The 26,242-nt window shown below is 38.5% G+C and carries 29 protein-coding genes and 1 tRNA gene; 14 read left to right on the top strand and 16 right to left on the bottom strand.

Going from position 1 to position 26,242, the window contains the following annotated elements; translation table 11 throughout:
• Positions 1–22: 22 nt before the first annotated feature.
• The 8 genes from LVD16_RS13595 to LVD16_RS13560 all read right to left on the bottom strand — a co-directional run bounded on the left by LVD16_RS13595 (position 23) and on the right by LVD16_RS13560 (position 5,016).
• Entirely contained in the window at positions 23–592 is a 570-nt protein-coding gene (locus tag LVD16_RS13595; protein ID WP_233774493.1) for a hypothetical protein, read from the bottom strand.
• A 316-nt stretch (positions 593–908) separates the two neighbouring features.
• Positions 909–1,316, bottom strand: coding sequence for a hypothetical protein (locus LVD16_RS13590; protein ID WP_233774492.1), 408 nt, complete (start codon positions 1,314–1,316; stop codon positions 909–911).
• 58 nt (positions 1,317–1,374) lie between these two features.
• Positions 1,375–1,815, bottom strand: coding sequence for a hypothetical protein (locus LVD16_RS13585; protein WP_233774491.1), 441 nt, complete (start codon positions 1,813–1,815; stop codon positions 1,375–1,377).
• Positions 1,816–1,992: 177 nt separating this feature from the next.
• Positions 1,993–2,277, bottom strand: coding sequence for a GNAT family N-acetyltransferase (locus LVD16_RS13580; protein ID WP_233774490.1), 285 nt, complete (start codon positions 2,275–2,277; stop codon positions 1,993–1,995).
• Positions 2,274–2,492 (bottom strand): (4Fe-4S)-binding protein, encoded by a 219-nt coding sequence (locus LVD16_RS13575; protein WP_233774489.1) that lies wholly within the window; start codon positions 2,490–2,492, stop codon positions 2,274–2,276. The genes LVD16_RS13580 and LVD16_RS13575 overlap by 4 nt, the downstream gene beginning before the upstream one ends.
• Positions 2,493–2,504: 12 nt before the next feature.
• A complete protein-coding gene (locus tag LVD16_RS13570; RefSeq protein WP_233774488.1) occupies positions 2,505–3,431 on the bottom strand; it encodes a DUF5996 family protein in 927 nt (308 codons plus the stop codon).
• 3 nt (positions 3,432–3,434) lie between these two features.
• Positions 3,435–4,313, bottom strand: coding sequence for a pirin family protein (locus LVD16_RS13565; RefSeq protein WP_233774487.1), 879 nt, complete (start codon positions 4,311–4,313; stop codon positions 3,435–3,437).
• Between the two features lie 67 nt (positions 4,314–4,380).
• Entirely contained in the window at positions 4,381–5,016 is a 636-nt protein-coding gene (locus tag LVD16_RS13560; RefSeq protein ID WP_233774486.1) for a Crp/Fnr family transcriptional regulator, read from the bottom strand.
• Between the two features lie 165 nt (positions 5,017–5,181).
• Between LVD16_RS13560 and LVD16_RS13555 the strand changes: the two genes are divergently transcribed.
• Positions 5,182–6,321, top strand: a complete 1,140-nt coding sequence (locus LVD16_RS13555) for a GAF domain-containing protein (protein WP_233774485.1) — start codon at positions 5,182–5,184, stop codon at positions 6,319–6,321.
• 9 nt (positions 6,322–6,330) lie between these two features.
• Here LVD16_RS13555 and LVD16_RS13550 read toward each other — a convergent pair whose 3' ends face one another.
• Both LVD16_RS13550 and LVD16_RS13545 read right to left on the bottom strand, forming a co-directional pair.
• Positions 6,331–6,864, bottom strand: a complete 534-nt coding sequence (locus LVD16_RS13550; RefSeq protein WP_233774484.1) for an NADPH-dependent FMN reductase — start codon at positions 6,862–6,864, stop codon at positions 6,331–6,333.
• A gap of 110 nt (positions 6,865–6,974) precedes the next feature.
• The gene (locus LVD16_RS13545; protein WP_233774483.1) at positions 6,975–8,468 is read right to left on the bottom strand and encodes a helix-turn-helix domain-containing protein; all 1,494 of its coding nucleotides are present in this window, start codon (positions 8,466–8,468) and stop codon (positions 6,975–6,977) included.
• Between the two features lie 104 nt (positions 8,469–8,572).
• Between LVD16_RS13545 and aceB the strand changes: the two genes are divergently transcribed.
• The 13 genes from aceB (at position 8,573) to LVD16_RS13480 (ending at position 21,551) form a co-directional block, all read left to right on the top strand.
• Positions 8,573–10,183: a malate synthase A gene (aceB, locus tag LVD16_RS13540; protein WP_233774482.1), complete on the top strand. Its 1,611-nt coding sequence runs from the start codon at positions 8,573–8,575 to the stop codon at positions 10,181–10,183.
• 20 nt (positions 10,184–10,203) lie between these two features.
• Complete coding sequence (gene aceA, locus LVD16_RS13535) at positions 10,204–11,487, top strand: isocitrate lyase (protein ID WP_233774481.1); 1,284 nt, start codon at positions 10,204–10,206, stop codon at positions 11,485–11,487.
• 218 nt (positions 11,488–11,705) lie between these two features.
• Positions 11,706–11,933 (top strand): DUF7660 family protein, encoded by a 228-nt coding sequence (locus tag LVD16_RS13530; protein WP_233774480.1) that lies wholly within the window; start codon positions 11,706–11,708, stop codon positions 11,931–11,933.
• Complete coding sequence (locus tag LVD16_RS13525) at positions 11,926–12,357, top strand: hypothetical protein (protein ID WP_233774479.1); 432 nt, start codon at positions 11,926–11,928, stop codon at positions 12,355–12,357. The genes LVD16_RS13530 and LVD16_RS13525 overlap by 8 nt, the downstream gene beginning before the upstream one ends.
• A gap of 146 nt (positions 12,358–12,503) precedes the next feature.
• Positions 12,504–12,965: a hypothetical protein gene (locus tag LVD16_RS13520; protein ID WP_233774478.1), complete on the top strand. Its 462-nt coding sequence runs from the start codon at positions 12,504–12,506 to the stop codon at positions 12,963–12,965.
• An 800-nt stretch (positions 12,966–13,765) separates the two neighbouring features.
• A complete protein-coding gene (locus LVD16_RS13515; protein WP_233774477.1) occupies positions 13,766–14,488 on the top strand; it encodes an SMI1/KNR4 family protein in 723 nt (240 codons plus the stop codon).
• Between the two features lie 292 nt (positions 14,489–14,780).
• Positions 14,781–16,001, top strand: a complete 1,221-nt coding sequence (locus LVD16_RS13510; protein ID WP_233774476.1) for a tetratricopeptide repeat protein — start codon at positions 14,781–14,783, stop codon at positions 15,999–16,001.
• A gap of 95 nt (positions 16,002–16,096) precedes the next feature.
• On the top strand, positions 16,097–16,585 hold the full coding sequence (locus tag LVD16_RS13505; RefSeq protein WP_233774475.1) for a hypothetical protein: 489 nt from the start codon (positions 16,097–16,099) through the stop codon (positions 16,583–16,585).
• A 953-nt stretch (positions 16,586–17,538) separates the two neighbouring features.
• On the top strand, positions 17,539–17,778 hold the full coding sequence (locus LVD16_RS13500; RefSeq protein ID WP_233774474.1) for a hypothetical protein: 240 nt from the start codon (positions 17,539–17,541) through the stop codon (positions 17,776–17,778).
• Positions 17,779–18,368: 590 nt separating this feature from the next.
• Positions 18,369–18,806, top strand: a complete 438-nt coding sequence (gene arr, locus LVD16_RS13495) for an NAD(+)--rifampin ADP-ribosyltransferase (RefSeq protein ID WP_233774473.1) — start codon at positions 18,369–18,371, stop codon at positions 18,804–18,806.
• A gap of 152 nt (positions 18,807–18,958) precedes the next feature.
• On the top strand, positions 18,959–19,324 hold the full coding sequence (locus LVD16_RS13490; protein ID WP_233774472.1) for a hypothetical protein: 366 nt from the start codon (positions 18,959–18,961) through the stop codon (positions 19,322–19,324).
• Between the two features lie 451 nt (positions 19,325–19,775).
• Positions 19,776–20,111, top strand: a complete 336-nt coding sequence (locus tag LVD16_RS13485) for a DMP19 family protein (RefSeq protein ID WP_306309405.1) — start codon at positions 19,776–19,778, stop codon at positions 20,109–20,111.
• Positions 20,112–20,396: 285 nt separating this feature from the next.
• Entirely contained in the window at positions 20,397–21,551 is a 1,155-nt protein-coding gene (locus LVD16_RS13480) for a hypothetical protein (RefSeq protein ID WP_233774470.1), read from the top strand.
• A gap of 115 nt (positions 21,552–21,666) precedes the next feature.
• Here LVD16_RS13480 and LVD16_RS13475 read toward each other — a convergent pair whose 3' ends face one another.
• The 6 genes from LVD16_RS13475 to LVD16_RS13450 form a co-directional block, all read right to left on the bottom strand.
• Positions 21,667–22,221: a hypothetical protein gene (locus LVD16_RS13475; RefSeq protein ID WP_233774469.1), complete on the bottom strand. Its 555-nt coding sequence runs from the start codon at positions 22,219–22,221 to the stop codon at positions 21,667–21,669.
• 107 nt (positions 22,222–22,328) lie between these two features.
• Entirely contained in the window at positions 22,329–22,553 is a 225-nt protein-coding gene (locus LVD16_RS13470; RefSeq protein WP_233774468.1) for a hypothetical protein, read from the bottom strand.
• Between the two features lie 155 nt (positions 22,554–22,708).
• Positions 22,709–22,782 (bottom strand) — tRNA-Thr (locus tag LVD16_RS13465).
• Between the two features lie 127 nt (positions 22,783–22,909).
• On the bottom strand, positions 22,910–24,970 hold the full coding sequence (locus tag LVD16_RS13460; protein WP_233774467.1) for a DUF349 domain-containing protein: 2,061 nt from the start codon (positions 24,968–24,970) through the stop codon (positions 22,910–22,912).
• 46 nt (positions 24,971–25,016) lie between these two features.
• Entirely contained in the window at positions 25,017–25,592 is a 576-nt protein-coding gene (locus tag LVD16_RS13455) for a YqgE/AlgH family protein (RefSeq protein ID WP_233774466.1), read from the bottom strand.
• Positions 25,592–26,176 carry a MiaE family protein gene (locus LVD16_RS13450; protein ID WP_233774465.1) on the bottom strand — a complete coding sequence of 195 codons (585 nt, stop codon included), beginning with the start codon at positions 26,174–26,176 and terminating at the stop codon, positions 25,592–25,594. Before LVD16_RS13450 ends, LVD16_RS13455 begins: the two co-directional genes overlap by 1 nt.
• Between the last annotated feature and the right edge of the window lie 66 nt (positions 26,177–26,242).

Genomic DNA, 26,242 nt, shown 5'->3' with positions numbered 1-26,242 from the left:
CAAGAAGAGAGTTATAGAGACCTCACTCCTCCTTAGCTGGTAATAAAGTCTGTTTTTCTATATCCTTAATTCGTTCAATTAATTCTTCCCAACTCGGCGATTTAAGTCTGCTATGTTTTATTTCAAAATGATTTATATATCTGGTTGTATCTATTGAAATTTCGTTTTCTAAATACTTAACATTCGTTATCATGGATGCCTTTAGAATTTTCTTATTTTTACTTAGATCCCATATACCTTCACTATCAATTCGATAGACCACATTAATGGACGTATACAGGTTTATAGCAGCAACTAAAACCACAATTACCATTGCCAGAGTGATCCAACCATTGATCTGATCAGATGCCAGCCAGAGGATTGACATTGGTATGAATAAAATGATGAATATCCAATCATAGGAAGTTACCTTAACCAGATTTTGGCTCCGCATGTTCTTTCTAAAAAAGATCAAGTCCACGATTGCAAATAGCAGCAGGTAAGCCACTACAAAGACCTTCTGATGGTCATGCGAATAGCCAGATATAAAAACATAAAGGAGCAAGGCCAATCCTATTGCAACACGAAGAAACCTCACCAATTTCCCATTCATAATTTATTAAACTTGATATTCTGCGTGATCAATATACACTGTTTAAGCAAAACATTCGCTCAAAATGGAATAGAAAAAAGAACATGCAGCAGTTTCGTAGGTAGGACACCTACGAAGGCGTGATGATCAGAGCTATTGTAAGTCACAACATTTCAATGTCATTTCGACGTCAGGAGAAATCTATGCAATAAAGCTTGAGATTTTACCAAATGCCACCCACTCCAGCAATCACCCCAATAATAATGCTCGCTATTTTATTTAGACTTCTTCATGTTCATGAATTTTTCGTTGATAGGCCTATCTGTACTCACAAATATCATTCTATTCCGTTTCCGAAAAATAATGGAACTACCATTGGAATCAACAAACAAGAAATTGTAAATATAACATCTCCAAAGTGAAGCCTTCGGTACTCACCTTGGTCCCAACTTCTTTGCATATATCCAGATAATAAAGGTTCATTTTTGAAAATCTTCAAGAACAAAAACCTTTCCATTCTAAACAGGATAATGAATATTAAAGGGGAGAAAAGAAAATTAGCAGCTGATGCTTTAGCCATTTGAAAAGCTGGATTATCTATATTGAAATATCCAAAGATGGCCATACCCAATGTGAACAATAAAACCGGAATATACACTATAAGCCGTCTTAATAACTTATATGATACCCATAGAATTATATGAAATCCTAATGCGATCATCATCAATACTGATGCTTCACTCATTTTATAGACTAAAATAAAGTTGCTTCTCCGCTGCCATTAAAATAATCATTTTAGAAACCTACTTAAACTCAATAGTCTCAATTGCTTTAAGGAAGAGGCGTTGATTAGATTCTGATAAATTGCTTCCGCTTAATTCCAGTCTTGTACCTTGCCCGTCAAGATCAGCAAAATAAACACCTGTGGTACCATCTTCAAAATTCTTTGGATGAACAATTTTGGCTTCCCTGCTGTCAATCAACTTGTATGAAATATCATGCGTTTGCTCATCTACCGGCAGGTCATAGGAATAAAGTCCTAAATCCATTCCTATAGTTTGGCTATTACTGATCTTAAATTCACCAACATATGAATCATAGCCTTGTAATTCACTAAACTCCCAGTTCGAGGGAAGTTCAATAGAGAAACTTTCATTTGAATAAACTGATTTTTCTATCTCCTCTTCATTACATGAAAATAAGACAGCCATTGCGCAAATCAAGAGAGTTAATTTTGTTTTCATAATAAAGCCTTTATGATTAATGACACAGTTTGTTCTTAATTGGTTTGAAACATGAATATAATATTCTAAGATATATTCAATAAATCATAACCATAAGTCAAATTCATACATTAATTAATTTAGACTTTTTAAATGACATTTCATATCACTTAAGGCTCCCGAATACTACTCAATTAATTAGAACCTGATATCCTCAAGTTCTGAATGCCTATCAAAAACCTTTTTAGCGAAAGGACACAGTGGTTTAATTTTCAAATCATTACTTCGGGCATATTCCACAGCTTCCATCACCAATTTTTCACCCAAACCCTGGCCTCCAAATTTCTCTTCTACGCCTGTATGATCAATGATAAACTTTATTGGTCCGGCCCATACATAGGTCATTTCCCCTGCAAATTCACCGTTTTCATAAATGACAAAGCGCCCTTTTTTTCCATTATCTTCTCTATCTATTTTGATCATTGGTCATTATCTTGTTTAATACTCAAGGCGCCAGAAGGGCAATTCGACACTTGCTTAATTATATCGGCAGAAGCTGCATTTTCAGGCTTAATCCAGGGTCTTTCTTCCGGATTATAAACCTGAGGAAGGGTTTTTACACACACGCCTGAATGAATACATTTATGCGCTTTCCAGACAATGGTTATTTCACCATTATGATACTCTTTAGATTCCATATTACTAATTGGTTAAAGTTGTTGCAATTGAGGTACTTCCAATGAACTGATGCTCCACTGAGCTTTTTTAGCTCCAGCTGTATATGCCGACTCCATGAAATCAAGTAAAGTGCCGCGCAGATCTTCAGCTTTCAACAGATTATCATATGTCAACAATGCCATTGGACTTCCATTATTATCAACCCACGCAGCGGAGGAAGGTACTAATGGCTCCTTATTTAATCCATCGGGTGAAGGATAGGTGTACGAGTAAAATGCTGGTTCCTTCACATTTTCATCACCCGCCCAAAAACCAAAACTTATACATTCGTGCGAATAAGCATCTTTATCAGATATACGAGCTTCTTTGGGCATAGCAGGTGCCCTGTTACCCGAGAAGCGTGTAACCGCCAAATCCATAGAATGCCAATAAAGGTGTACAGGACAGGTTTTACCGTAAAACCTACCGCTGAACTCTTGAAATACGTCAGCGACCCAAAGTAGTATTCGCCAAAGACTTCTTGTATAGTTACGATCATAATGGCAATACTCCTTAATTTGCCCAAAAGGCTTTTGAATACCCAAATCAAATGGCTTATCTAAAATAGTGACTGAAATCTTGAACTTATTAAGAATGTTATAAAGTTGGTCATGGAAATCCGCCACGCTTGTACCAATTAATGAAAAGCTTTCAAACTCGCCCTGGCTGGTACTTATTTCCAACTGATGGCGATGCACATTAAGAGTAATATCAAAACTATCTAAGCCATCATTATAAGGCACAGGGCCTGTAGTAATACCTTTTGTGGAAATGTATTGCGTAATAAACCACCAGTGATTTTTCCTGGGAGTCGACTTTAATCTGATCTTACCTATGATCTGTAAAAACAGATGTAAGGTCATCTTCTTTTGTTCGTTTCCCTGATAATCTAAGGAAGGCAATTGATCTGACACGTTCATATCTTAATCTTTTAATAATCCGAATTTACCATTATTAAAGTCATTAAATGCTTCTTGTAATTCAGCCCTGGTGTTCATTACAAAAGGTCCGTGGGCGGCAATAGGCTCATTTAAATTTTCACCACTTAAGACCAACACAATAGCCTCTTCTGTAGCCTCTATATCAAAAGAATCGCCGTCATTAGCCATAAGTACTAAATGATCTGCGGGTGCCTTTGCGGTGTCATTCACCAGAATACTTCCTTCAATCACCAACAAGGCAGTATTGTAGCTAGCTGGAAAATGGAATTTACCCTGAGCACCCTTTTTCAATCTGGCGTTGAACATATGTATAGGACTAAAAGTAGACGCCACCCCTTTGACACCCTCATATTCTCCTGCAATTACTTCTATAACCCCCTGTTCGTTTTCCAACTTATATTGGTTAATACTCTCTGACTTTATAGCCTGATATTTCGGAGCATCCATTTTATGCTTTTGAGGTAGGTTTACCCATAGTTGCACCATTTGAAAATCGCCACCTTTCTTACTCCACTCCTCTTCATGATATTCTTTATGCAAAACGCCGCGGGCCGCCGTCATCCATTGAATATCACCTTCTCCGATTACCCCACCACCTCCACTACTATCATGATGAGCCACCTTTCCCTTATATGCTATAGTTACAGTTTCAAAACCGCGGTGCGGATGTACTCCCACTCCTTTAGGCTTATTACTGGGCGGGAAATGATAAGTAGAGTTATAATCTAACATTATGAATGGATTCATTCGCTGCATATCTAGCCTGAAACCACTTGGAATAAAGTTATGTACACGGAAGCCATCACCCACAAAATGAGGTTCACTAGGGCTTACTACTAATTCTACAGTTCTTGATTTCATATTTTTAATATTTCTACTTCAAATTTAACCCGAACAGCATGCCCCTGCATTGATGTATGATAAGAAGCTACTCCACTGAGCTTCGCTGAGCAAGCTCCCTTCTCACCCTACTCAAACTTTCAGGTGTGATACCCAGATACGAAGCTACCATGGTTTGTGGCACTCTCGAGAATATATCAGGATATGTATCTAAAAAGTTTAAGTATCTATCTTCAGCAGAAGCCCCCAACAGAAGATTAATACGGTGCTGCAAATGGCGAATATGATTATGCAGCAATCTGTTGTTAAAATCCGTAAATACAGGAAATTTCTCAGAAAGTGACTGAGCGAACAACTCATCTACCAACACTAATTCACTATCTTCTAAAGCTTGTATGTAATAAGCAGAAGGTTGATTAAAATATACGCTTTCCCGATCTGTAACAAACCAGTTTTCCGGACCAAATCCTATTAGATGCTCCTTCCCCTTCTTATCAATAGAATACTGCCTTAAAAGGCCTTTCTCCACAAAAAAGGTGTGCTTGCAAATTTCTCCCTCACGTAGAAGAAATTGGTCCCTTTTAACTTTTTTGGTGGTGCAATTTTCTAATAAAGAGGAAATTTCGGTTTCATCAATGTTTAGGTGAGATGTTAAATATTTTCTTAAATCAGTGGTGCTCATTGCTGGTTTGGCCAATTCTTTAACTTCGGATGGTATTTTCAAAATTACACAAATGCCAATAATTGCATGTTATCTCTTCAAGTAATAACCCGGATGATTTCTCCTGATTAATCATGAATAGCATGTAAGATTGAACTCGAGTTTTAAGTAACAATTTGATTTCAAATTTGTACTATCTATAGTTACCAACACCTTCCCTCTCAGAAAATGCTAACTACTAACGAAAGAGACCGGCTTAAAGAACTTGATAGATACAAAATATCATATACGAAACCTGAGGAGAAATTAGATAAAATAATTAAAATAGCCTCATTGATTTTCGATACCCCGATAGCTCTTATCACAATTATTGACGAGTACAATCAGTGGTTTAAAGCAAAAATAGGCTTAAGCATTAATAGCACTAAACGTGAAGAGTCATTTTGCACATTAGCCATTCAATCTCCAAATGAAGTGATGGTGGTAGAAGATGCCACACAAGACCCCAGGTTTTCTAATAATCCATTAGTTACGAACGATCCCTTTATCCGCTTTTACGCTGGTGCTCCTTTAATCACAAAAAATGGACACGCTATCGGAACACTCTGTGTGATTGACCGAAAAGTTAAACAAATCAACAAAGATCAAGAAGATGCATTAGTTATCCTGGCTGAGCAAGCAATGAACTATCTTAATACGAGAAGGATAATTAAGAAGCAAAAAAAGGATCTTTTCACCAGTAACGAAAAGCTATTCAAACTTACCGAGAATATCCCATCTACCATATTTCAACTGAGGCAGAAAAAGGACAATACCATTTCTTATGATTTCTTGAGCTTAGGAGATTATATATTACCCGAAAATATATCTTTAGCAGACTTAATGGCCAATCCTGAACTCGGTTTTCAATTAATTCATCCTGATGATAGAAATCTGGTGCAGGAATCATTACAAAAGTCCTACAATAATCTTGAAAACTGGTACGCTGAATATAGAACGGTTTATCAAACAAAGATAAAATGGTTTATGGTAAAGGCTAAGCCTGAAAAACTTAAAAATGGAGATGTGGTATGGTATGGTGTTTATCAGGATATTACGGATCATGTGGCATACGAAGAGGCTCTGGAACAAATAGCTTTTGATATTTCGCATATTTTAAGAGCACCAGTGGCTAACCTGCTTGGCTTATCTAACCTGATAAATTATGAGCAAGGAATGAGTGAAGAAGAATTAAAAGCTTACGCACAGCACATAAAGATGGTCTCAGAAAAACTCGACATATTCACGCATGAACTGAATTTAATATATAATGGCAAGCTAGACACTTTAACCTCTAACAATACAAACAGACGTTCTTCATCAAGATAGCATATATTACTAACGCAATAGATTATTAAATGACTTAACTAAATCCTGTAACTGAATCTTGGTATGCTGGTCTAAAATCTCCCCTTCTTTGGATATTTTACCCTTGATGCCCTGAATTAATAGTGTGCTATCCTCGGTGAAAGATGCCTGAATGGTTTTCATAATTAATTGCAACTCCTCATGACCTTTTTCTCCACTTGCAGATGCTGTGATTAGAGCAACTGGTTTATCTGAAAACACAGTGGTAGATACGCACCATTCCAGAACGTTTTTCAGTCCGCTCGGAATACTAAAAACGTATTCGGGGCTACAAATAATTATTCCATCAGCCTCTTGCACAGCATTTCTGAACTCGCTGATTTTCTCTGGTGTGTTTTCAGTGGTCAGCTCAGTTCTGAAGTGAGGAAATTGAGCAAGATCATCAATTAGCTGAATATCAAATTCTGCTTTCATACATTCTGAAATAAACTTTAGTATTGCCAAATTCCCGGAGTTCTGGCTTGCGCTACCACAGATTCCTATAATTTTTAACTTTTTGCTCATTTCAGTTTTTCAAGTTATGGTTAAGATACTTGAAATAGGCACTAAATTATTATCGATTCCGATAAAGAATAGTTTGTGGCCATAGAAACTTCAGAAAGAATAAAGCAACCTCACTTCAAACTACCTACCCTCTCCAACGCCTCACTAGTTTCCTTCAAAGCTCGTTGCTTCTCTACTTGAATTGGTGGGGCTATGCGATCTTCGCAGTCGGTCCAGGCGCAGCGCTGGCAGGTGGTATTTACTATACGCGACTTTATGGATGGATCTTCTATAAAACGGATACGCTTTTTTAGGCCCTCATCTATATAAAAGCCAATGGTTACACTGATGCTTTCAGCTGGGTTTGAAACATTTGGAAAAGCCAGTGTAAGGCACAAATACTCATCATTAGTGCCATAGTACCTGGAAATCTGAGCCCCTGATAGCATTCCTGCTCTATTTGTGAGCTGACTATTACTTCTTAGCTGTTTAATCAATCGTATACTGATCCATCTTCTGCAATAGTGCTCATTCAGGCCGTTACCATGGGGTGAATGTGCACGTGAAAGATGCAGTTCCTTGGTCAGGTCGTATTGGTTAAAGTTGTCGGTACCCACAAACCGCAAAAAGAACAGGTTTTTGAGTCCAAAGTGATGGGGCAATAAATTGGTTAAACGCTGCATGAGCATCTCAGGTGTAGCGTTATATTTTTCCAGCAACTTCACCAGCATCTGATCATCTAACTTGGTAAGTCGGGCAGCGGCTGATATATCTTCTACCAGCACGTCTTCAGGCATGATTAGGGCTGCAGCAAAGTAAGAAGCCTCATAGTTATTCAACACTACATCGAAAGCCTCTCCACCCAACGGCGGTGTGGCCAGTGGCCTCTTCTTCAATTTCAGACAGTGAAAAGCCAGCTCTCTGGCCAATAAAAATCCTTCCTGCGAACTGGTGAGACCTGTATTGAGCAACAAACGCGACTTGCCCTCCACATAATAGCTCCGCAAGTCACGCAAGGTGGGTTCCTGGGATAGCTCATCACGAGACACTGTAATTCCAAATTGCTCTTTCAGAACGTTTTCAATTACTGATGCCTTTAAAGGCAACTGCGCCAGATGTGGAAACTCAGATGACAATGACTTCACCGCCTGCTCTATCTCCTCAAAATAATTATCATGCATTTCCTGATAAGAACGTAAAGCAGCCAGGTAAAAATGCTCCCCTCGCATTTCATAATTACGCGCTATGTTAATCACCGTATGAATAAAAGCATTCACCTTTTCAGGAGCTTGAGATAATAGCTCCACCACTTTTTGAGGGTCAAGGCCAAAGATTTCCAATGGAAACTCTTTGAAGAAATCTGAATTTAAGAGATTAATGACCGGCTGTAGCTTTTTAGACACCTGTAATGATACCAATGCGTCATAACTCACTTCAAAAGCATTGGCCAAAGCCATCAGTTTATCACCTTTTGGATACTTCTTCCCTTTCTCTATCTCACTTAAATAAGAGATGGACAAACCTGTCTTGTTAGAAAGCTCCTGAAAAGAAAGATTTTTCAGAGCCCTCAGCTCCCTGATTTTGAGGCCTAGTATGTGGTTGATAGAGAAATTGTTAGTGACCATAAACCAAATATATGTAAAATCATCGTAAAATTTCTTTTAGCGAAATTTCGCTAAAGAAATAATTTCGCTATATTCATATATCTTTTCATTAAAACCTTATGAATATGAGCCAACATCTAGCACACCCATCTATTGATCAAGAATTGGAGATCAGAGGCGAGTTAAAAGGCGCTTATGGTGAAATTCTCACCGAAGAAGCACTAGCCTTTCTCACTCAGCTCCATCGCCAATTCAACCAACCACGGTTAGACTTACTTAAAAAGAGAGTTGATCGACAAAGACTGATTGACCAGGGGCAGTTGCCCAATTTCCTTCCTGAGACCGAGCACATTCGCAGTGGTAGCTGGCAGGTAGCGCCGTTACCCAAGGACCTTTTAGACAGAAGAGTAGAGATCACAGGTCCTGTGGATCGTAAAATGGTGATCAATGCCTTGAACTCCGGTGCTAAAACCTTCATGGCAGATTTTGAAGACAGCAACACACCAACATGGGACAATCTGATTGAAGGCCAGATCAACTTAAGAGATGCAGTAAAAGGAGATATTTCTTATTACAACCAAGCAAAGGACAAGCACTATGCTTTAGGCGAACAAACTGCTGTGCTGATGGTGCGACCACGAGGCTGGCATCTGAATGAGAAACATCTATTAGTGGATGGTGAACCAATGAGCGGCAGCTTAATGGACTTTGGTTTATATTTTTTTCACAATGCTAAAAACCTGCTAGCCAAAGGCAGCGGACCGTATTTCTACTTACCCAAAATGGAATCACACCTGGAAGCCAGGCTATGGAATCAGGTCTTTTTATTTGCACAGCAGTATTTAGGTTTACCCAAAGGTACCATTAAAGCCACCGTGCTAATAGAAACCATTACCGCCAGTTTTGAGCTGCATGAGATCCTTTTCGAGCTAAGAGATCATAGTGCAGGACTCAACTGTGGCCGCTGGGATTACATCTTTTCATACATTAAAAAGTTGAAAAAACAGCCCGGCATGATCATGCCAGATCGCGCACAGATCACCATGACTACTCCGTTTATGAAAGCTTATAGCCATGCGGTAATTCAAGCTTGCCATAGCCGTGGCCTTCATGCCATGGGTGGTATGGCAGCTCAAATACCGATCAGTCATGACCCCGAAGCCAATGAGCGAGCGCTAGAAAAAGTGAGACAGGATAAGCTTCGCGAGGCCAGAGATGGCCACGACGGCACCTGGGTAGCTCACCCCGCCCTGGTAAAGGTAGCTGAAGAGGCCTTTGACCAGCATATGCCTTCCAAAAATCAGATACACATCACCCGCCATGAAGCGGATACTTCACAAAAGGATTTATTAGAAATTCCGAAAGGTACCATTACAGAGTCTGGCGTGAGGCTGAACATTAATGTGGGTATTTTATATATCGAGAGCTGGCTGAGAGGTCAGGGTGCTGCGGCCCTGTATCACCTGATGGAAGATGCTGCCACAGCTGAAATCTCACGAACACAACTATGGCAATGGGTTCACACCCAGGCCCGTACAGAAGATGGGCAGCCTATAACGGCAGATCTATACCATCAGCTGAAGCGAGAGGAACTGACGAAGATCAAGAACATGCTTGGTGCCGATACTTTTGACCAGGGCCGATTTGAAGAAGCTGTGCAGCTTTTTGACCAATTAGTGCTCACTGATGAATTGGCAGACTTCCTCACTATTCCTGCTTATAATTTAATTGATTAACCTTCACAAATGCATTTACGATGACAAAAGAAGATCAAATAGAACAGATATATAGCGACTGGATGTCTAATCCTCGCTGGAAAAACATTAAAAGACCATATACAGCTGAAGACGTGGTGGCTTTACGCGGATCAGTGTTAGTAGAGCACACGCTGGCTCGTTTAGGCGCAGAGAAGTTATGGCAAAAGCTTAATACACAACCATTTGTAGCTGGTCTTGGCGCCCTTACCGGCAACCAGGCCATACAAGAAGTAACCGCTGGCCTGGAAGCCATCTACCTTAGCGGCTGGCAGGTAGCCGCCGATGCTAACCTGGCTGGAGAAATGTACCCTGATCAGTCGCTCTACCCGGCAGACTCAGTACCGAAGGTGGTGAGAAACATCAATAATGCTCTGATGCGCCGGGATCAAATCCAAAGCGTAACTGGTGAGTCTAATATTGATTGGATGGTACCCATTATTGCAGATGCCGAGGCGGGCTTTGGTGGTAATCTAAATGCCTTTGAACTGATGAAGATGATGATAGAAGCCGGAGCTTCCGGGGTGCATTTTGAAGATCAGCTGTCATCAGCTAAAAAATGTGGTCATTTGGGCGGCAAGGTACTGGTACCTACCCAAGAAGCCATTAACAAGCTGGTAGCAGCCCGACTGGCAGCAGATGTTATGGGTACACCTACCCTACTCATTGCCCGCACCGATGCTGAAGCCGCCAACCTGATCACCTCAGACGTAGATATTCGTGACCATAAGTTCATTAAAGGCATACGCACCAGCGAAGGATTTTATGAGGTTCATAATGGCATAAAGCAGGGCATTGACCGGGCATTAAGCTATGCTCCCTACGCTGACCTTTTATGGATGGAAACCTCTAACCCTGATCTTGGCCTGGCCCGTGAGTTTGCCCAAGCCATTCATGCGAAATATCCGGAGCAAATGCTGGCCTACAACTGCTCGCCATCTTTTAACTGGGCCGCTAAGCTCACCGTAAAGGAAATGGAATCTTTCAGAGAACAGCTGGCTGAGATGGGCTATAAATTTCAGTTCATCACCCTGGCGGGCTTTCACGCGCTGAACACCTCCATGTTTGAACTATCCAGAGCCTACAAGCAAAGAGGAATGGCAGGCTACAGCGAGCTACAGGAAAGAGAATTTACTCTACAGGCCGACGGCTTTAAAGCAGTAAAGCACCAGGCCTTCGTAGGCACGCAATACTTTGACACCGTTCAGAACATTGTACAGCAAGGCAAGTCCTCCACCACCGCCATGACAGGAAGCACAGAAGAAGCACAGTTTACGCAGGGATAGCACCCATCATTATGTGCATGGTTAGAAGCCACGCTGAAAGTGAAATTCGCTTTTGGTGTGGCTTTTTTTTTGCTATAATGGGTCAACAACAATGATAGCCCCCGCATCTACAGTTCACTATGAGCTTTTAAATAAAATGGTTAGATTCAACGCATAAAATAAATAAGGGAATGTTTTTCTCCCTTATTCGGATGTTGTGCTTCATTATGAATAACCAAATGACAAGAATTCAATTTATAGAGTTTTTAGAAGAGTTTAGAAATGACCTTAAGAAGAATAAATCCAATTGGGAGAACACAACTCTTGAAGACTTTTTAGAAGCAATGCAAGCTTATACAGGAGATGTTCAAGGTTTTTATGATAATATGAAAATGGACATAAACGCAGATGAGCCATCTTGGGAAAATTTCAAAACAATTTTAAAAGGAGCAGCGGTTTATGAATGAAAACCAGAATCAGAAAAAACTATGGAGAGACAGATGGTTAAGCTGTATAAATGAACTGACTTCATTTGAACTTCAACGAAAGTCTTGGGTCGATAAATCAAATACAAATCCACATTGGTCCTTCGTGGAATTTATGTGTAGCTATTTTGACGACTTAGGAATCGATAATAACTACGAATTTCAATTAAAGAAAGGTTGGATAACAAAAAAGGAACTTGACTCGATAGCAGCATGGCATCAACTACTCGACAAATATGACTCGCCCAAAAAAGATGACTATGATGTTGAAGCCATATTAACTGACAAAAAATGGCTGATGATTATCGAAGAAGGTGAAAAGGCAAAGAATGAATTGAGTGGAAATATAAGTGATGAAGAAAAACGAATTCTACTCGAAGAAATTGATTACAAACAATACTTGTGATTGAACTGAAAAAAATAAACGAAAGCACAACAACAGGTATAGTGCATACCCTTCGGGATACGCACCATACCCAAACCGTTGTGAGGCATATCTGCTAAATGAAAAATAACTTCTTTAAGAAAATCGGACTGCAAAAAACATTTGACTTGGAACTTCCTCTAACGGTTGATTCATTCAAAAACCTTTTTAAACAAAAAGTAGGTAAAACACCTTCAGTAGTTGGCTTTGGAACCCCCAGAACGAAGTTTCAAGGAAAATTAAAAGGAAACGAAATAACCATTTGGAAGTCAATCTCCATATATCAGAAGAATAACGCCACGACCTATGCAACCATTGAACCAAATAACTCGGGAATTACTCTAACTGGTGAGACCAGAATTCCAAACAACATATTCTTCACCTACTTACTCTTTGGGCTACTTTTTAACATCATCGTTCCAACTGTAGCCATAACTGAGGGACAACTCAATGAACGGTTGGACATTCTAATTCCTTTGCTAGCTGTAGTTTTTGTATTTACTCTGATTTGGCCTTATTTCTGGTTTCGAAGGAACGTTACGCGACTTTCTAAAGACGTAGAAAAGGAATTCTACTATTGGACGAAATAGACGCCTCACAACAATATGTATAAGGCATGTGCTTGCGTGCTTTCTACAGACTGAGTCAGCCGCCGAGATAGTTTTGTGCTGTTTGGAAACTTCAGTTCGTGGGATTTTTTCACTTGTGGAACCCACTGCCTTTCTACAAACTTTGGAAGCACCGGCAGACTTCACTACTTTAGTGCTGTCCACAAAGTGAGAGCATACGCCTCATACATGGTCGTTGTGTGTAATTAGGATCGAAAAATTATTTAGCTGAACAAATACAGATACTATATAATCGGATTTTTACTAAGTCTTACCTACTCGGTTGCTATTTTTTATCCCCAAGTAAATAATGGATTTGGACTCGGATTAGGAATGATTTATGGCTATTTCTGGTTGATTCCTATATTGATAATTACTGTGATTATTTCACGTAAAGTTACAAGAATTAGAAAATGGATTACAACCATATATTTCACTTATGGACTTGTTCTAGCTGCTGGATTAGCGCTAATCTTATCATGGCGGCAACACTTCACTAATGATGCGGTACTTACTGTTTTCTGGACAATCACATTATTTCTTTGGATGAATGTGGCCTTTAGAAGTAAACTGACGATTGAATGAAAATCAACTACACACAACATATGCCAGGATTGAATGGGTTTTTCTCTGTCAGGATATTTACATGGAGATTGGATTGGAAAGTCCGCTACAAGTTTTAAATTTAAATCAATGCGTGGCTATGTTTGAGACGAGAGGTTAGTGGTTTCTAATCCCACTCATCATAGCTAGTCGTTACCAGCAATACTCGCAATACGAAAATGACTCCAACTGAGAAACTAAAATCCATCCTTGACAACCAGTATGAATCTGAAGACGGTGATGCATACAAGGTAGATCTGCTTGAAGGCATGGATCAAACTGAGATAGAACAACTCAAAAAGACTTTGCCGAACCAACACTTACCAACTGAAATTGAGGAACTTCTTAAGTTTAGTCGTGGCTTTGAATTTTATGGTTTGGAGGAAGTTAGATTTGACTCGTTTGGCCATTTCGGATTTGAAGAAGTTTTCCCGAACTCGATTCAACTTGCAGGAGATGGATTTGGTAATTTTTGGATTCAAGATATTGATTCTAGAGGCAACTGGAACCAGGTATATTATGTCTGCCACGACCCTGCCGTCATTGTAAAGCACTCTGACAGCCTAACACAATTCATCGAACACGTGGATGAATTTGGACGTATAGGCGGAGAATCAAACCTTGATACAATTCACGAACAAATCGTATTTGACATCTGGAACGAAAAGGTCGGAATAATGGAACGAAATGAACGTGAGTACGATTTTGAATCGACCATAGAACTTCCAGAGGCATTTTTAATCGCTGACCTATCGAACGAACCAATAAAGACAGGTTTTGCCTGGGGGAAGTTTGGTGCCAATTCTAAGATTATAAGGCCAACTGATGAACCCATTTGGATCGTTGAAAAGAAGATCAAAAAAGGATTTCTATCGAGATTCTTTAACCGAAGTGAAAAGTAAAAACTGTTAACAAATACTATGAATGAATGTATGGGTTTTTATCCCCTAGCTATTCGTTGTCTCCGACTACGAACTTTCCAATGATCACGAGTGTCTCTGACACGGTATTAAAGAGCCAGAGCATTATTGCTGATCAAGTCAATCTGAGAAAGACTACCAGACACCATCTACCGTTCACTATGAGTTTTTAGATAAAATGGTTAGATTCATCGCATAAAATAAATAAGGGAATGTTTTGTTTCCCTTATTCGGATGTTATGTATCACCGCAAGACTCATAATAAACTGCAAATTTGAACAAGAAAATACTCTTCACGATCATTCCTAAAGGTTACTGGATAATCCTCGCGGTTGCAGTTTCCTTTGCTGCCATTGGAGGTGAATACTTAAAACTTGCGAACATTGGAATTAACTTTTTGATATTTCTAATTGGGTTAAAACTAGCTATTCTTATTCACGAATTGGGACATTTGTTATTTGCTCGAATTGTCGGTGGAACACCAAGAAGAATGATACTAGGTAAAGGTCATAAGGTAGCTGAAACCAGGTTCAAGGGGGTTAAGATTATTTTGAACTCCAATTTCAACTCTGGACTTGCATATGCTGCTTTTGACAATCTGAAGTTGATACGACTAAGGCTTCTGAGTTACTCTTCTGGAGGCTTTCTAACAAACTTTTTTGTTGCTTCTATACTGTTTTTAGCATTTGATTTTTCAACGAACGCTTCCGATGGAATTCAATTTTCATCTGCTATTGTCCTTGCAAATTTGCTGACTGGAATTTCTGTTTTGATTCCTCACTATTCGAGTTATCAAGGTTTAAGGCTTTACTCTGATGGTTTATCAATACTTAGAATTCCGTTTCTTAAAAAATCCAATTTGGTTGAGTTGAGTTCAGTGAATGAATTACTTGATGCCTATGACCTCTTCGAATCGAAAAAATATAGAGAAGCAATTGCTATTTATGAGAACTTTCAAGCTAAGACAGAAGGATCAAAAACTGCAAATATCAACCTCAGTATAGCGTACATGAAACTTGGCAACTATGAAAAGGCTGTTCAACTGATGGAAGAACTATTGCCATTAGTTAATGAAGAGAGATTTGCATGGTTAAAGAATTACATTTTCAATGGCATTGCCTGGGAATACTTGTTAATAAATAAATTAGATGAAGCGGACAAATATTCAGAACTAGCATATAACGCCAATCAGAATACGGAACACATCCGAGGAACGAGAGCTTCCGTTTTAATAGAAAAGGGGAAATATGAGGAAGGAAAGAATCTTTTAATCAATGATGTTGATTTTAATTTTCCTAACAGCCAAACTCTAGCCGCATCCATTTATGTTGGATTAGCTTTTCATGAACTCAACGAACATAAAAAGGCAGAAAAGTATGTAAATTTTGTCGAAGAGAACTTGGATCTTTTGGATATTGACGAACGAACGCTTTACGAACGATCAAAAGAAAAATGGAGATACATAACAGATGCTAAAAATGAATATGCGAACTGATCTTTGGGGAAAGTATTCGGAAAATAGGAACATTATCAGATCTAGCAGATGGGGCGCATATTCATCATAGCTTGGCGCGGTGTGTAACTATCCAGATGAAGAGATTAATCATTTTGGTACTTTTTGCTTTACCTCTCCTATCTTATTGCCAAGACAATAGTATGGATTTATATCGACTGGCAATTGTCGAAATTAAAACCACAGACCAATTCAAAAGCTTCACAGATAATAAAGATGTGAATTTTCAAGTAATGCCAGAAGTTATTCCGTTGAACCAAATGGGATTCATTTTCCGAGAAGAATTTCAAAAGCAAACAGGTATTGACTTCGGTTTAAGTAATGACACAATTAGAATCTCTAAAAACCTTGACCTTATAAAGCTTTCAGATAATAAAAAATCTGACTTAAGAATATTCTTTTCGGATGTAGTAAATGACACATTTCTAGCCGAAGTAGCATTTGGACAAAAAAAACAGAAGGACTGGAAAAGTGTGACCATGTTTGGCCAAAGTCTGATTTTTCTACTTAAGAAAGTGGAAGACAAAGTCATGATAATTGAATCGGCTGAATTAGCGAATAATTAAAGCTACACCACTAGCTGTGCGTAGTCTTCGACTACGAACTTTCCAATGATCACGAGTGTCTCTGACACGGTATTAAAGAGCCAGAGCATTATTGCTAGCCAAGTCAATCTGAGAAAGACTACCAGACACGATCTACCGTTCACTATGAGTTTTTAGATAAAATGGTTAGATTCAACGCATAAAATAAATAAGGGAATGTTTTGTTTCTCTTTATACGGATGTTATGGCGAAATGTCGCAGAGAAAATGAGACCATATTCAAGATATAGTAGAAAACTTAGAATAAACAACCGCAAGAAGTTTAACTCTGGTAGCAGAAGAGTTTCCTGGGAATTTAGTCCAAGAAACTACCCACGGAAAATTGTACCCTTCAATCTTCTTCTTAAACGTATTTCAAAAGCTGAACGTCAAGGTTTGACTAAGGAACAAATGAGAAAATACATTGATGCGATGGTTTAGTATATGGAAAAATTCACAAATAGTCGAACTGAGTACTGGGATACGATAAGTCCGAACTTCTCAACTTTTCTAACATAAAAGATAATCCAGTTTTAAGATTTAAATATTTGGAGGTGGATCAACCTCCCGCAGTCGCCCAACTCTGCCGCGGACTATTACTGAGGCCTCGGCCGGTTAGGTACAGATACACTTCAATAACTATGAGTAAAACTAAGGGAAGTCAGCCCTTTCTCTACTATTTCAGTATTTAGGTTAGGATGATAGCCCTAGCTGTGCGCAGTCTCCGACTACGAACTTTCCAATGATCACGAGTGTCTCTGACACGGTATTAAAGAGCCAGAGCATTATTGCTAGCCAAGTCAATCTGAGAAAGACTACCAGACACGATCTACCGTTCACTATGAGTTTTTAGATAAAATGGTTAGATTCAACGCATAAAATAAATAAGGGAATGTTTTGTTTCCCTTTATACGGATGTTGTGTGTAGCTATCCAGATGAAGAGATTAATCATTTTAGTACTTTTTGCTTTACCTCTCCTATCTTATTGCCAAGACAATAGTATGGATTTATATCGACTGGCAATTGTCGAAATTAAAACCACAGACCAATTCAAAAGCTTCACAGATAATAAAGATGTGAATTTTCAAGTAATGCCAGAAGTTATTCCGTTGAACCAAATGGGATTCATTTTCCGAGAAGAACTTCAAAAGCAAACAGGTATGACTTCGGTTTAAGTAATGACACAATTAGAATCTCTAAAAACCTTGACCTTATAAAGCTTTCAGATAATAAAAAATCTGACTTAAGAATATTCTTTTCGGATGTAGTAAATGACACATTTCTAGCCGAAGTAGCATTTGGACAAAAAAAACAGAAGGACTGGAAAAGTGTGACCATGTTTGGCCAAAGTCTGATTTTTCTACTTAAGAAAGTGGAAGACAAAGTCATGATAATTGAATCGGCTGAATTAGCGAATAATTAAAGCTACACCACTAGCTGTGCGTAGTCTTCGACTACGAACTTTCCAATGATCACATGTTTCTGACACGGTATTAAAAAGCCAGAGCACTATTACTGCTCAAGTCAATGAATCACTACCAGACACCACCTCTCATTCACTATGAATTTTTAAATAAAATGTTTAGATTCATCAATAAGGTAAATAAGGGAATTTGATGCTTACCCTACACTTATATTGTATAATCAAGCATGACGGCCTAGGATGTTAAGGGTTAGAAAGTAGGTCACTATAGTTCTGATGGTGAAAGGATTATTGCACTACTCGATTCAAGAATTAATGAAATAACTAAAACGAAATTCGAAAATGGCAGAAGCAAAAAATAATATAAAATCGGCAACTCCCTTTGCCCAAACCTATTTTCACGGCACGAAAGCTGACCTGAAAATTGGAGATTTTATAGAAGTGGGCTACAGCACGAATTATCAGCAACATAAAAAAGCCAAGTACATATTCCTAACCGCAACGTTGGATGCGGCAATTTGGGCAGCTGAGCTTTCAATTGGAGAAGGTAGAGGAAGAATTTATTTAGTTGAGCCTACTGGTGAAATTGAAAACGACCCGGATTTGACTGACCAAAAATTTAAAGGTAATCCATCTATGTCGTATCGTTCTACAAAGCCATTCAGAATTGTTGGGGAAGTAACGGCTTGGACAGGTCATGATCCAGAACAAGTTAAGGCAATGAGAGACCGAATTAGAAAACTAAATGAACAGGGTGTGAATTCGCTAAATGATGAATAAATATACCGCTTACAAGGGCTATAACTCCATGGATAATAATGGATTAGGATAGTTCAGTGGTTACTTGCCAGCCTCGAATTTGCTACTTAGATAAACAAAATACGAACTTAAACACGCCAAGGTGCATAGCTAGAGCGTTGACGATAATAACAATGAAAAAACAATCGGGATATAAATATCAGATTGAACAAGAACTCATCAAAAGGAATTGGGAAATTATTGAAATTGACTCGAATCACGAATGGTGGGATGATGAACATTGGATTATCCAATTCAAACATAATTCAGAAATTAAATTTTATCTCTGCTTCGTGGTAGATCCGATGTTTGAAGGAGAAAGAAACAAAGGACAAGGAATTTATGATATTAAGGCATCGACTGATCTTCTGACGAGTTGGAACGATTCGGGTACCTTAATCGCCTCGATCAGTATGACGAAGAGGAAATTTAATATCAAACTCCAAGAATTCATCTTGGAATTGGAGAACTTTAAGAAAGGCAAAACTACCGCCAACTAAGCGCAGTAGCCACCCTTACTATTCGTAGTCTGCGACTACGAACTTTCCAATGATCACGAGTGTCTCTGACACGGTATTGAAATGCCAGAGCACTATTATTGATCATACCAAAAGACTACGCTAAAATACGGGATTGATAGAGATTGAGTTTTAATAAATGAAGCAGGTGTCAAATTTAAAATCGTGGTTATTAAAAATCCTTAATCGCCCTTGGGTGATACTTAGAATAGCAAGACCATATATGGACACAATGCATTACAATTTATAAAATGACTATATTAACAATTTTTCTTTATTTTTTTTATAATTACGCTATTAGTCAAACTAATATGATGTATAAAAAGGAACCCATTAACAAAGAAATTGCAGACAGTTTAAAACCATACAAACTTATAAACAGAGTTTTTACCAACATTGCTTTATCATTTGAAAAAGAGAATAATGATTTAAAATCACAATTACTAAAAAATCTAGGCAAGAAAGAACCTTGTATTATGTATGTATTCTAGATATGCAAATATTAAATGGGGGTATCTATCAGTATTTCAGCAACTATGGAAACTCGTATAATTCAGAAATAATAATAGCCTTAAAAACATTAAATCAAATCGAACTTGCCTCCTCATTCGAGGAAATGTGCGAACTGACAGCTAAGAAATTCGATGAAGCTGAAAAAAGCTTCAAAAACTTTGATAATTGGTATTACTCTCGAAACATGCAGAAATCTATGGACATGTATTTAAAAGAATACATTATCAAAAATTTAACTGTTTTTCAAACCAATTAGGAAATTAGTCATTGGCTAATGGTATAGGGAATACCGAAAGAAGTTGAGACCTCGCTGTTCGTAGTCTGCGACTACGAGCCTTCCAATGATCACTAGTGTCTCTGACACGGTATTAAAAGATAAGAGCACTATTGTTGGTCAAGTCAATCTATGAAAGGCTACCAGACACCGTCCACCGTTCACTATGAGTTTTTAGATAAAATGGCTAGATTCAACGCATAAAATCAATAAGGGAATGTTTTTCTTCCCTTTTATGTATGATGGCAACAAGCTGAAAAGAAACGAATGAAAAACAAAATACTGATTTTACTACTGACTATTTTACCAATTATTGGATTCAGTCAAAACCAGAATGAGAACCTCTTATACGTTGTAGATTCAATTCCAATAATAGAAGAACCCAAAGAAGGTTTTGGAACATTGACCGAAAATGAAATTAACAGAGTTGAAGTTGTAAAGAATAAAGAAGCAATTGAGAAAACTGGATATAAAGATTTGGACGGAATTATTTATGTTTTCACAAACGAATATGTAAAAAGACCTGATAGCATAAAAGCAATTCCAACAAACAAATTGATGACTAAAAAAAATGGAGCTTGGTATTTAAAAGGTAATTCAACACCTTATTCTGGTAAATTTATTGATTATTACCTGATAGGAAAAAAACAAAGTGAAGGAACTTTATTCAACGGAAAGCTTCAAGGCAAACGTCTAATGTATCATTTAAATGGAAACGTATCAGATGAAATTGAATACATAAATGGAGTTCCCAACGGAATGGAAAAACGATTTTACGAAGACGGAACTTTGATGCAAAAAGGCGAATTTAAAAATGGACTAGAAATTGGGATTTGGGAAATGTATCATCCAAACGGACAATTAAAACAACAAACAAATTTCGTAAACGGAAAAATGGACGGAGAATCCGTTTCTTACTATTCGACAGGAGAAATAAAAGGGAAAAACGTTTTTAAGAATGGTGTTTACCAAAAGGGTAAGGTAAACGATAAACTTTTTAAATTATACAACGAATCTCAAGAGTTGTTTAAACAAGTAAACTATAAAGGAGCGATTAAGAAATTAGATAAAGCAATAGAATTAGAACCAAATTGGGCTGACGGATATTTCGCAAGAGCCACTATGAAATTAAATGACTTTCAATTTGATGAAGCAATCAAAGATTTCAACAAAACTCTTGAGATCGAGCCATATTTCACTAAGGCTTATTCCAATCGAGCTTTTGCACTTTTAAGAAAATACGAACTTGGAAATGGTCGCACTTTATCGAAATCAAAAGAAGTTCAAATCATCGCTTCAAAAGAAACTGAAATACCAGAATCCGAATTGACTAAAATTTGTGCTGATTTAAATAAAGCCGTTTCGCTTGGAGATGATAATTGGATGGTTTTAGACGCATTAGAAAAACACTGTAAAGAATAAAAAAAACTTCTCTATCATTTCAGTATTAAGGTTAGGACATTTCGTGCCATATAGGCCAGGGGCCTAAAGCATAGAGATCACTCGGCTGGAGCCAAGCGAGTGCGCAGCACCGGGATTAATAATTATCCAAATCGATCATCAATACTTTCTCTGCTTCCTTGTTGCTATTGGGGAAGATTTTATAAGTCAAGATGAGATTATCACCATTCACCTCCGATTTAGTAAACTGCTGCTGCGGAATAACAGCAGTAAACCCAGCCAAATCAAATGGGATTTGAACGGTTTTTTGCTGCTCTACATCGTACACCTCCAAAGTATTGTCCATTTTCTCTGAGATATAAACCAAAATGGAAGCTTTGTAAATAGTGCCATCATAAATCAATTGACCGAACTCCCTAGTTCTGGTTCCGTCCTTCTTAGCTATTAAGAAGTAGCTACAGGGGCCGTTAGCCAAGCAGCCATAGCGAAATAATAATGCAGAAGAAAATTCCTTTACGAGATGTGGATCCAATCTATAATGATAGGCGTAAAACTCTTGACTTCCTGAGAATATAATCTCTTGGTAGTCATTAGTTTCCAGAGTTAACCAAATAGAGTCACAATTAAATTGATAGTACAGCTGTGATCCATCCTTTAGCAGGCTCTGTCCACAACCTATATTCTGAGTCATTAGTGAATCTGATGCACATTCACAGATTGTTTTCTGAGCCAATAAAACTGAACATATAAGAAGAAAGCAAATGGTCAGTAAACACTTCAATGAAATGGAACTATAAACTATTCTTCTCGCCATGAACCGACTTCTTTAATCGCTTCCTCATGACTTAAGAAATTGCCCTGTTCAATTTGTTTATCAGCCTCCAAAAGCTCCTCGTTATATCGCTCAATACTGACCCTTTGATGTTGCTCTTTCCATTGAGATAGTCTTTCAATGAGTGATTTATCTTGCAGTGAGGCTATCCATTCCAGCAATTCCAACTTTTGTAATTGTGTGTTACTCATAGCGAGATCTCTTTTATTACAATTTAACAAAATTTAATGAATTTTAGATCAATTAAATGAAGTCGACGCCATGAACCGAATCAATATTAAAAGCACCTAATCATAAATCAAAAAAGCCACTTACAACTACAAGTTATAAGTGGCTTTTTTCTGTGAGCCCCCAGTCGGATTCGAACCAACGACCTACTGATTACAAGTCAGTTGCTCTGGCCAACTGAGCTATGGGGGCCTATTTTTCCATCACTTTTTCGACCGTTTCAGCTCTCTTATGAGCCGTTGTTGTCGTAATGGAGTGCAAATGTAATGCAACAGATTTTAATTGCAAATACTAGACGGAAAAATTTTTATTTTTTTTATCAGGTAGCAGTTCTTAAGATCTTAAGCTGTTTTTTGAGCAGTTTAAGCTCATCATTAGCGGCTTTAATCTTGTTGTTAAATTCATCTTTTAACTTATCTGCTGTTTTAGAAACTGCAAAAAATTCCAGGTTGTTTTTCCAAACGGCTATGTCATTTTCCACCTTGCTGATCTGCTTTCTAAGCGCCTGCTCTTTTCTGTAGATCTTCTGGTTAGCGTTAGGCTCGTTAAGCAGTTTATTAACCTGATTTTCGATTTTGATCTCAGTCTTATCTTCTTTACTCAGGCCTTCAATGCTGTTGATAAACTTATCTACCACTTCTGCATATCGGTTCTTGATCTTACCTATGCTTCTTCTTGGCACAAAGCCTATCTCATTGAATTTATCCTGCAGGTCTCTTAAGGCATCAAGATCTTCCGTATCACCATCTGCAAGGGCTTCTATCTGGTTACAGATGTCTTCCTTCTGCTTTAAGTTATCTTCGTACTCCTTCTCTACCTCACTGTTATTAGACCTCTTTTTCTCAAAGAAATGATCTGCTGATTCTTTAAACTCTTTATATATAGACTCTCTGTACTTTTCAGGAACAGGGCCAATCTCTTTCCATTCTTTCTGCAGCTGCTTGAACTGTTCTGCAGTTTTTTGCCAGTCTTTGCTGTCTTTAATTTCAGCGGCTTTAGCTACCAGCACTTTCTTCTTATCCAGGTTCTGCTCGCGCTGCGCATCTAATCTCTTGAAAAACGCACTCTTGTTATTAAAGAAAGTTTTGAAAGTACCCCAGAACTTCTTGTTCACCTCTTTGGCTTTCGCTCTTGGCAAGCCTCCGGTGGCCTCCCACTTCTTCTGTACATCAAGAATCTCTTTGGTCTTAGCGTTCCATTCTTTAATTCTATCAGAATCAAAGCTCAAGAATTCCTGCACTTCATCAGCCAGTTTTTCTTTTACAATCAGGTTAGCATCCAGCTCAGTTTTAAGCTGCTCTACATATTCTTTCCTTCTTGCATAGATGGCATCTGAAGCTCCTTTAAATCTCTGCCATAAGGCCTCCTGATCATCTTTTGGTACAGGACCTATGTGTTTGAACTCATGATGTAACTCATTAAGCTCTTTTATAGCATCTTTAAGGTTTTCAAACTCCTTCAGCTTCTCAGCACGCTCACAAAGCTCTATTTTAGAATCCAGGTTCTTTCTTCTATCCAGCTCTTTAAGCTCAAAGTAGATGCTCCTGTTATCATAAAACCTGTCTATTAGCGCATTATAGTTAGCCCAAAGTGTTTTAGCGTAAGCACCTGGCACGGCACCTATCTCTTTCCACTCGGTCTGTAAGTTCTTAAACGTTTCAAAGCTGATATTGGTCTCTTCAGAGTCTACAAACTCTCTCAGTTTTTCCAATATATCCTGCTTTTTCTTCAGGTTGCCTTCCTTCTGCTGCTCTCTACTCTTCAGGTCTTGCTGTCTGCGGTCTCTGATCAGTTTAAAGTTAGCGTCGAACCTGTTATCTAGTTCTGTAGGCTTGTAATCAAAATCGCCTTCTTCACCCCCATCGGCCACAAATTTATCCAGCGCATCCTGTCTTTCGTGGTTTCTGATTTCTTCAAATAAAGGTCTTATTTCTTTGGCTACTCTGTCAGCCTTCTGTAGGTTATCATCTTTGGCTAAAGATTTAATGAGCTCTACCAGTTCCTCTTTGTTAAAGTTACTGTAGTCTACATCTTCATGCTCATCGTGGTCATCATGGTCGTCTTCGTGATCTTTTTCGGAGAGGTCTTCTTCTGAGTTGAGCTGCTTGTCTTTGGAAGTAGGCTCAGCCTTTTCAGTAGCTTCCTCTACCTGTGCAGCTGGCTCTGATGCTTCCTCTTCAGGTGCATCTTCACTGGCTGACGCCTCAGCAGGGGCTTCAACTTTCTCTTCCGCGCTTTCTTCAGCAGCATTCACTTCATTCTCTGACTCTTGATTGTCAGCTTTCTCCTGATCACTGGCTTCAGGCTCTCGCGCTTCTTTCGCTGCTTCCTGTTCAGTGTTCATGTTGTCGACTTCCTTGATATCCTTCTCTTTATCCATTTTTTGCAGTTTTCGAACTGTATAACCGTAAATGTAACAAAATCATTCAATTTAAGCGTGGGTCAATAGGATAATTTGAATAGACGTTAAAACGCCCTCCTAATTCCTTTAACACCACTTTCCATAGCTCATCTTCGTGTGTATTAAACACCAGATCAGAGGTAGCATAATTGGCCACTATCCATGAGTCTGCCTGCAGCTCATCGTTCAGCTGACCTTCTCCCCAACCAGAATAACCCACAAAAAAGCGAAAGTCACTGCCTGACACCTGCTTTGTGTCTATCAATGACAAAACCTGGTCAAAGTTACCTCCCCAAAAAAGCCCTTCGGCTATCTGGATGCTATCTTCTATGTTTGGCTGCCGGTGTACAAAGTGCAAAGTATCTTGCTGCACTGGCCCACCGATATAAACCTTTTCATTGAAATCTGCCACATCATCCATAATCTCGTCGAGCATTACGGCTGATGCTTTATTCAATACAAAACCAAATGAACCATCCTGATTATGCTCGCACAGAAGTATGACCGTACGCTCAAAATTAGGATCTGGAAGAAAAGGCTCAGAAATTAACAAGCTCCCTTTCTCTGGTTTAAAATTGTTTTTGTATCTGAAGTATTCCATTAATGCAAAGCGGGTTTAAGTGGCAAAGACCGTAACACCTGGGCCTCAATTAAATTCAATTCTTCTAATCTCTTATATGTAAGGTCCCGATCAAAATAATTTAAGGCCATTTTTACGAAAATATTGCCATGCTTAGCTTCCGATGCCCACAAATTATGATAAAATGTCTTCAATTCGCCCACAGGCAAAGCTTCATACACCAGCCTGAACCTCTCCGCACCACGACATTCTATGATCGATGCCAGTAACAAGCGATCCAAAAACCTTCTTTCCACATCAGTATAGCACTGGTCAATAAGCTTCTTTACATAAATATCCTGGCCCATTTCTGGGGGTAGCTGCACACCTCGCTCCTGCATGATCTGATATACAGCCTGAAAATGCTCCAACTCCTCAATTCCTGTTTCTATTAACTCAGGGATGATTTCTACCCGATCCGGGTATTTGGCCACAAAGCTCATGGCCATGGCAGAGGCTTTTCTTTCACAGTTAGCGTGGTCTTGCAAAAAGGAGTCGAAATCTCCCATTACTGCCTCTACCCATTCCGGACTGCTCTCACAAGCCAACTCTATACTTAGTTTCATTAATTAATATACGTTATTCGTTGATTTATTAAAATTCGATGGACTTTAAATTAACAAAGATTTTAA

Origin of the sequence: Fulvivirga ligni (assembly GCF_021389935.1) — a bacterium.
Taxonomy (GTDB): Bacteria; Bacteroidota; Bacteroidia; order Cytophagales; family Cyclobacteriaceae; genus Fulvivirga; species Fulvivirga ligni.
Note: the sequence above shows the minus strand (reverse complement) of the source record. Positions and strands in the feature narration are given on the sequence as shown.

Coding starts and splice junctions, on each gene's coding strand:
- LVD16_RS13595 (WP_233774493.1), bottom strand. CDS start 592: ATGAATGGGAAATTGGTGAGGTTTCTTCGTGTTGCAATAGGATTGGCC.
- LVD16_RS13590 (WP_233774492.1), bottom strand. CDS start 1,316: ATGAGTGAAGCATCAGTATTGATGATGATCGCATTAGGATTTCATATA.
- LVD16_RS13585 (WP_233774491.1), bottom strand. CDS start 1,815: ATGAAAACAAAATTAACTCTCTTGATTTGCGCAATGGCTGTCTTATTT.
- LVD16_RS13580 (WP_233774490.1), bottom strand. CDS start 2,277: ATGATCAAAATAGATAGAGAAGATAATGGAAAAAAAGGGCGCTTTGTC.
- LVD16_RS13575 (WP_233774489.1), bottom strand. CDS start 2,492: ATGGAATCTAAAGAGTATCATAATGGTGAAATAACCATTGTCTGGAAA.
- LVD16_RS13570 (WP_233774488.1), bottom strand. CDS start 3,431: ATGAACGTGTCAGATCAATTGCCTTCCTTAGATTATCAGGGAAACGAA.
- LVD16_RS13565 (WP_233774487.1), bottom strand. CDS start 4,313: ATGAAATCAAGAACTGTAGAATTAGTAGTAAGCCCTAGTGAACCTCAT.
- LVD16_RS13555 (WP_233774485.1), top strand. CDS start 5,182: ATGCTAACTACTAACGAAAGAGACCGGCTTAAAGAACTTGATAGATAC.
- LVD16_RS13550 (WP_233774484.1), bottom strand. CDS start 6,864: ATGAGCAAAAAGTTAAAAATTATAGGAATCTGTGGTAGCGCAAGCCAG.
- LVD16_RS13545 (WP_233774483.1), bottom strand. CDS start 8,468: ATGGTCACTAACAATTTCTCTATCAACCACATACTAGGCCTCAAAATC.
- aceB (WP_233774482.1), top strand. CDS start 8,573: ATGAGCCAACATCTAGCACACCCATCTATTGATCAAGAATTGGAGATC.
- aceA (WP_233774481.1), top strand. CDS start 10,204: ATGACAAAAGAAGATCAAATAGAACAGATATATAGCGACTGGATGTCT.
- LVD16_RS13530 (WP_233774480.1), top strand. CDS start 11,706: ATGACAAGAATTCAATTTATAGAGTTTTTAGAAGAGTTTAGAAATGAC.
- LVD16_RS13525 (WP_233774479.1), top strand. CDS start 11,926: ATGAATGAAAACCAGAATCAGAAAAAACTATGGAGAGACAGATGGTTA.
- LVD16_RS13515 (WP_233774477.1), top strand. CDS start 13,766: ATGACTCCAACTGAGAAACTAAAATCCATCCTTGACAACCAGTATGAA.
- LVD16_RS13505 (WP_233774475.1), top strand. CDS start 16,097: ATGAAGAGATTAATCATTTTGGTACTTTTTGCTTTACCTCTCCTATCT.
- LVD16_RS13500 (WP_233774474.1), top strand. CDS start 17,539: ATGAAGAGATTAATCATTTTAGTACTTTTTGCTTTACCTCTCCTATCT.
- arr (WP_233774473.1), top strand. CDS start 18,369: ATGGCAGAAGCAAAAAATAATATAAAATCGGCAACTCCCTTTGCCCAA.
- LVD16_RS13490 (WP_233774472.1), top strand. CDS start 18,959: ATGAAAAAACAATCGGGATATAAATATCAGATTGAACAAGAACTCATC.
- LVD16_RS13480 (WP_233774470.1), top strand. CDS start 20,397: ATGAAAAACAAAATACTGATTTTACTACTGACTATTTTACCAATTATT.
- LVD16_RS13475 (WP_233774469.1), bottom strand. CDS start 22,221: ATGACTCAGAATATAGGTTGTGGACAGAGCCTGCTAAAGGATGGATCA.
- LVD16_RS13470 (WP_233774468.1), bottom strand. CDS start 22,553: ATGAGTAACACACAATTACAAAAGTTGGAATTGCTGGAATGGATAGCC.
- LVD16_RS13460 (WP_233774467.1), bottom strand. CDS start 24,970: ATGGATAAAGAGAAGGATATCAAGGAAGTCGACAACATGAACACTGAA.
- LVD16_RS13455 (WP_233774466.1), bottom strand. CDS start 25,592: ATGGAATACTTCAGATACAAAAACAATTTTAAACCAGAGAAAGGGAGC.
- LVD16_RS13450 (WP_233774465.1), bottom strand. CDS start 26,176: ATGAAACTAAGTATAGAGTTGGCTTGTGAGAGCAGTCCGGAATGGGTA.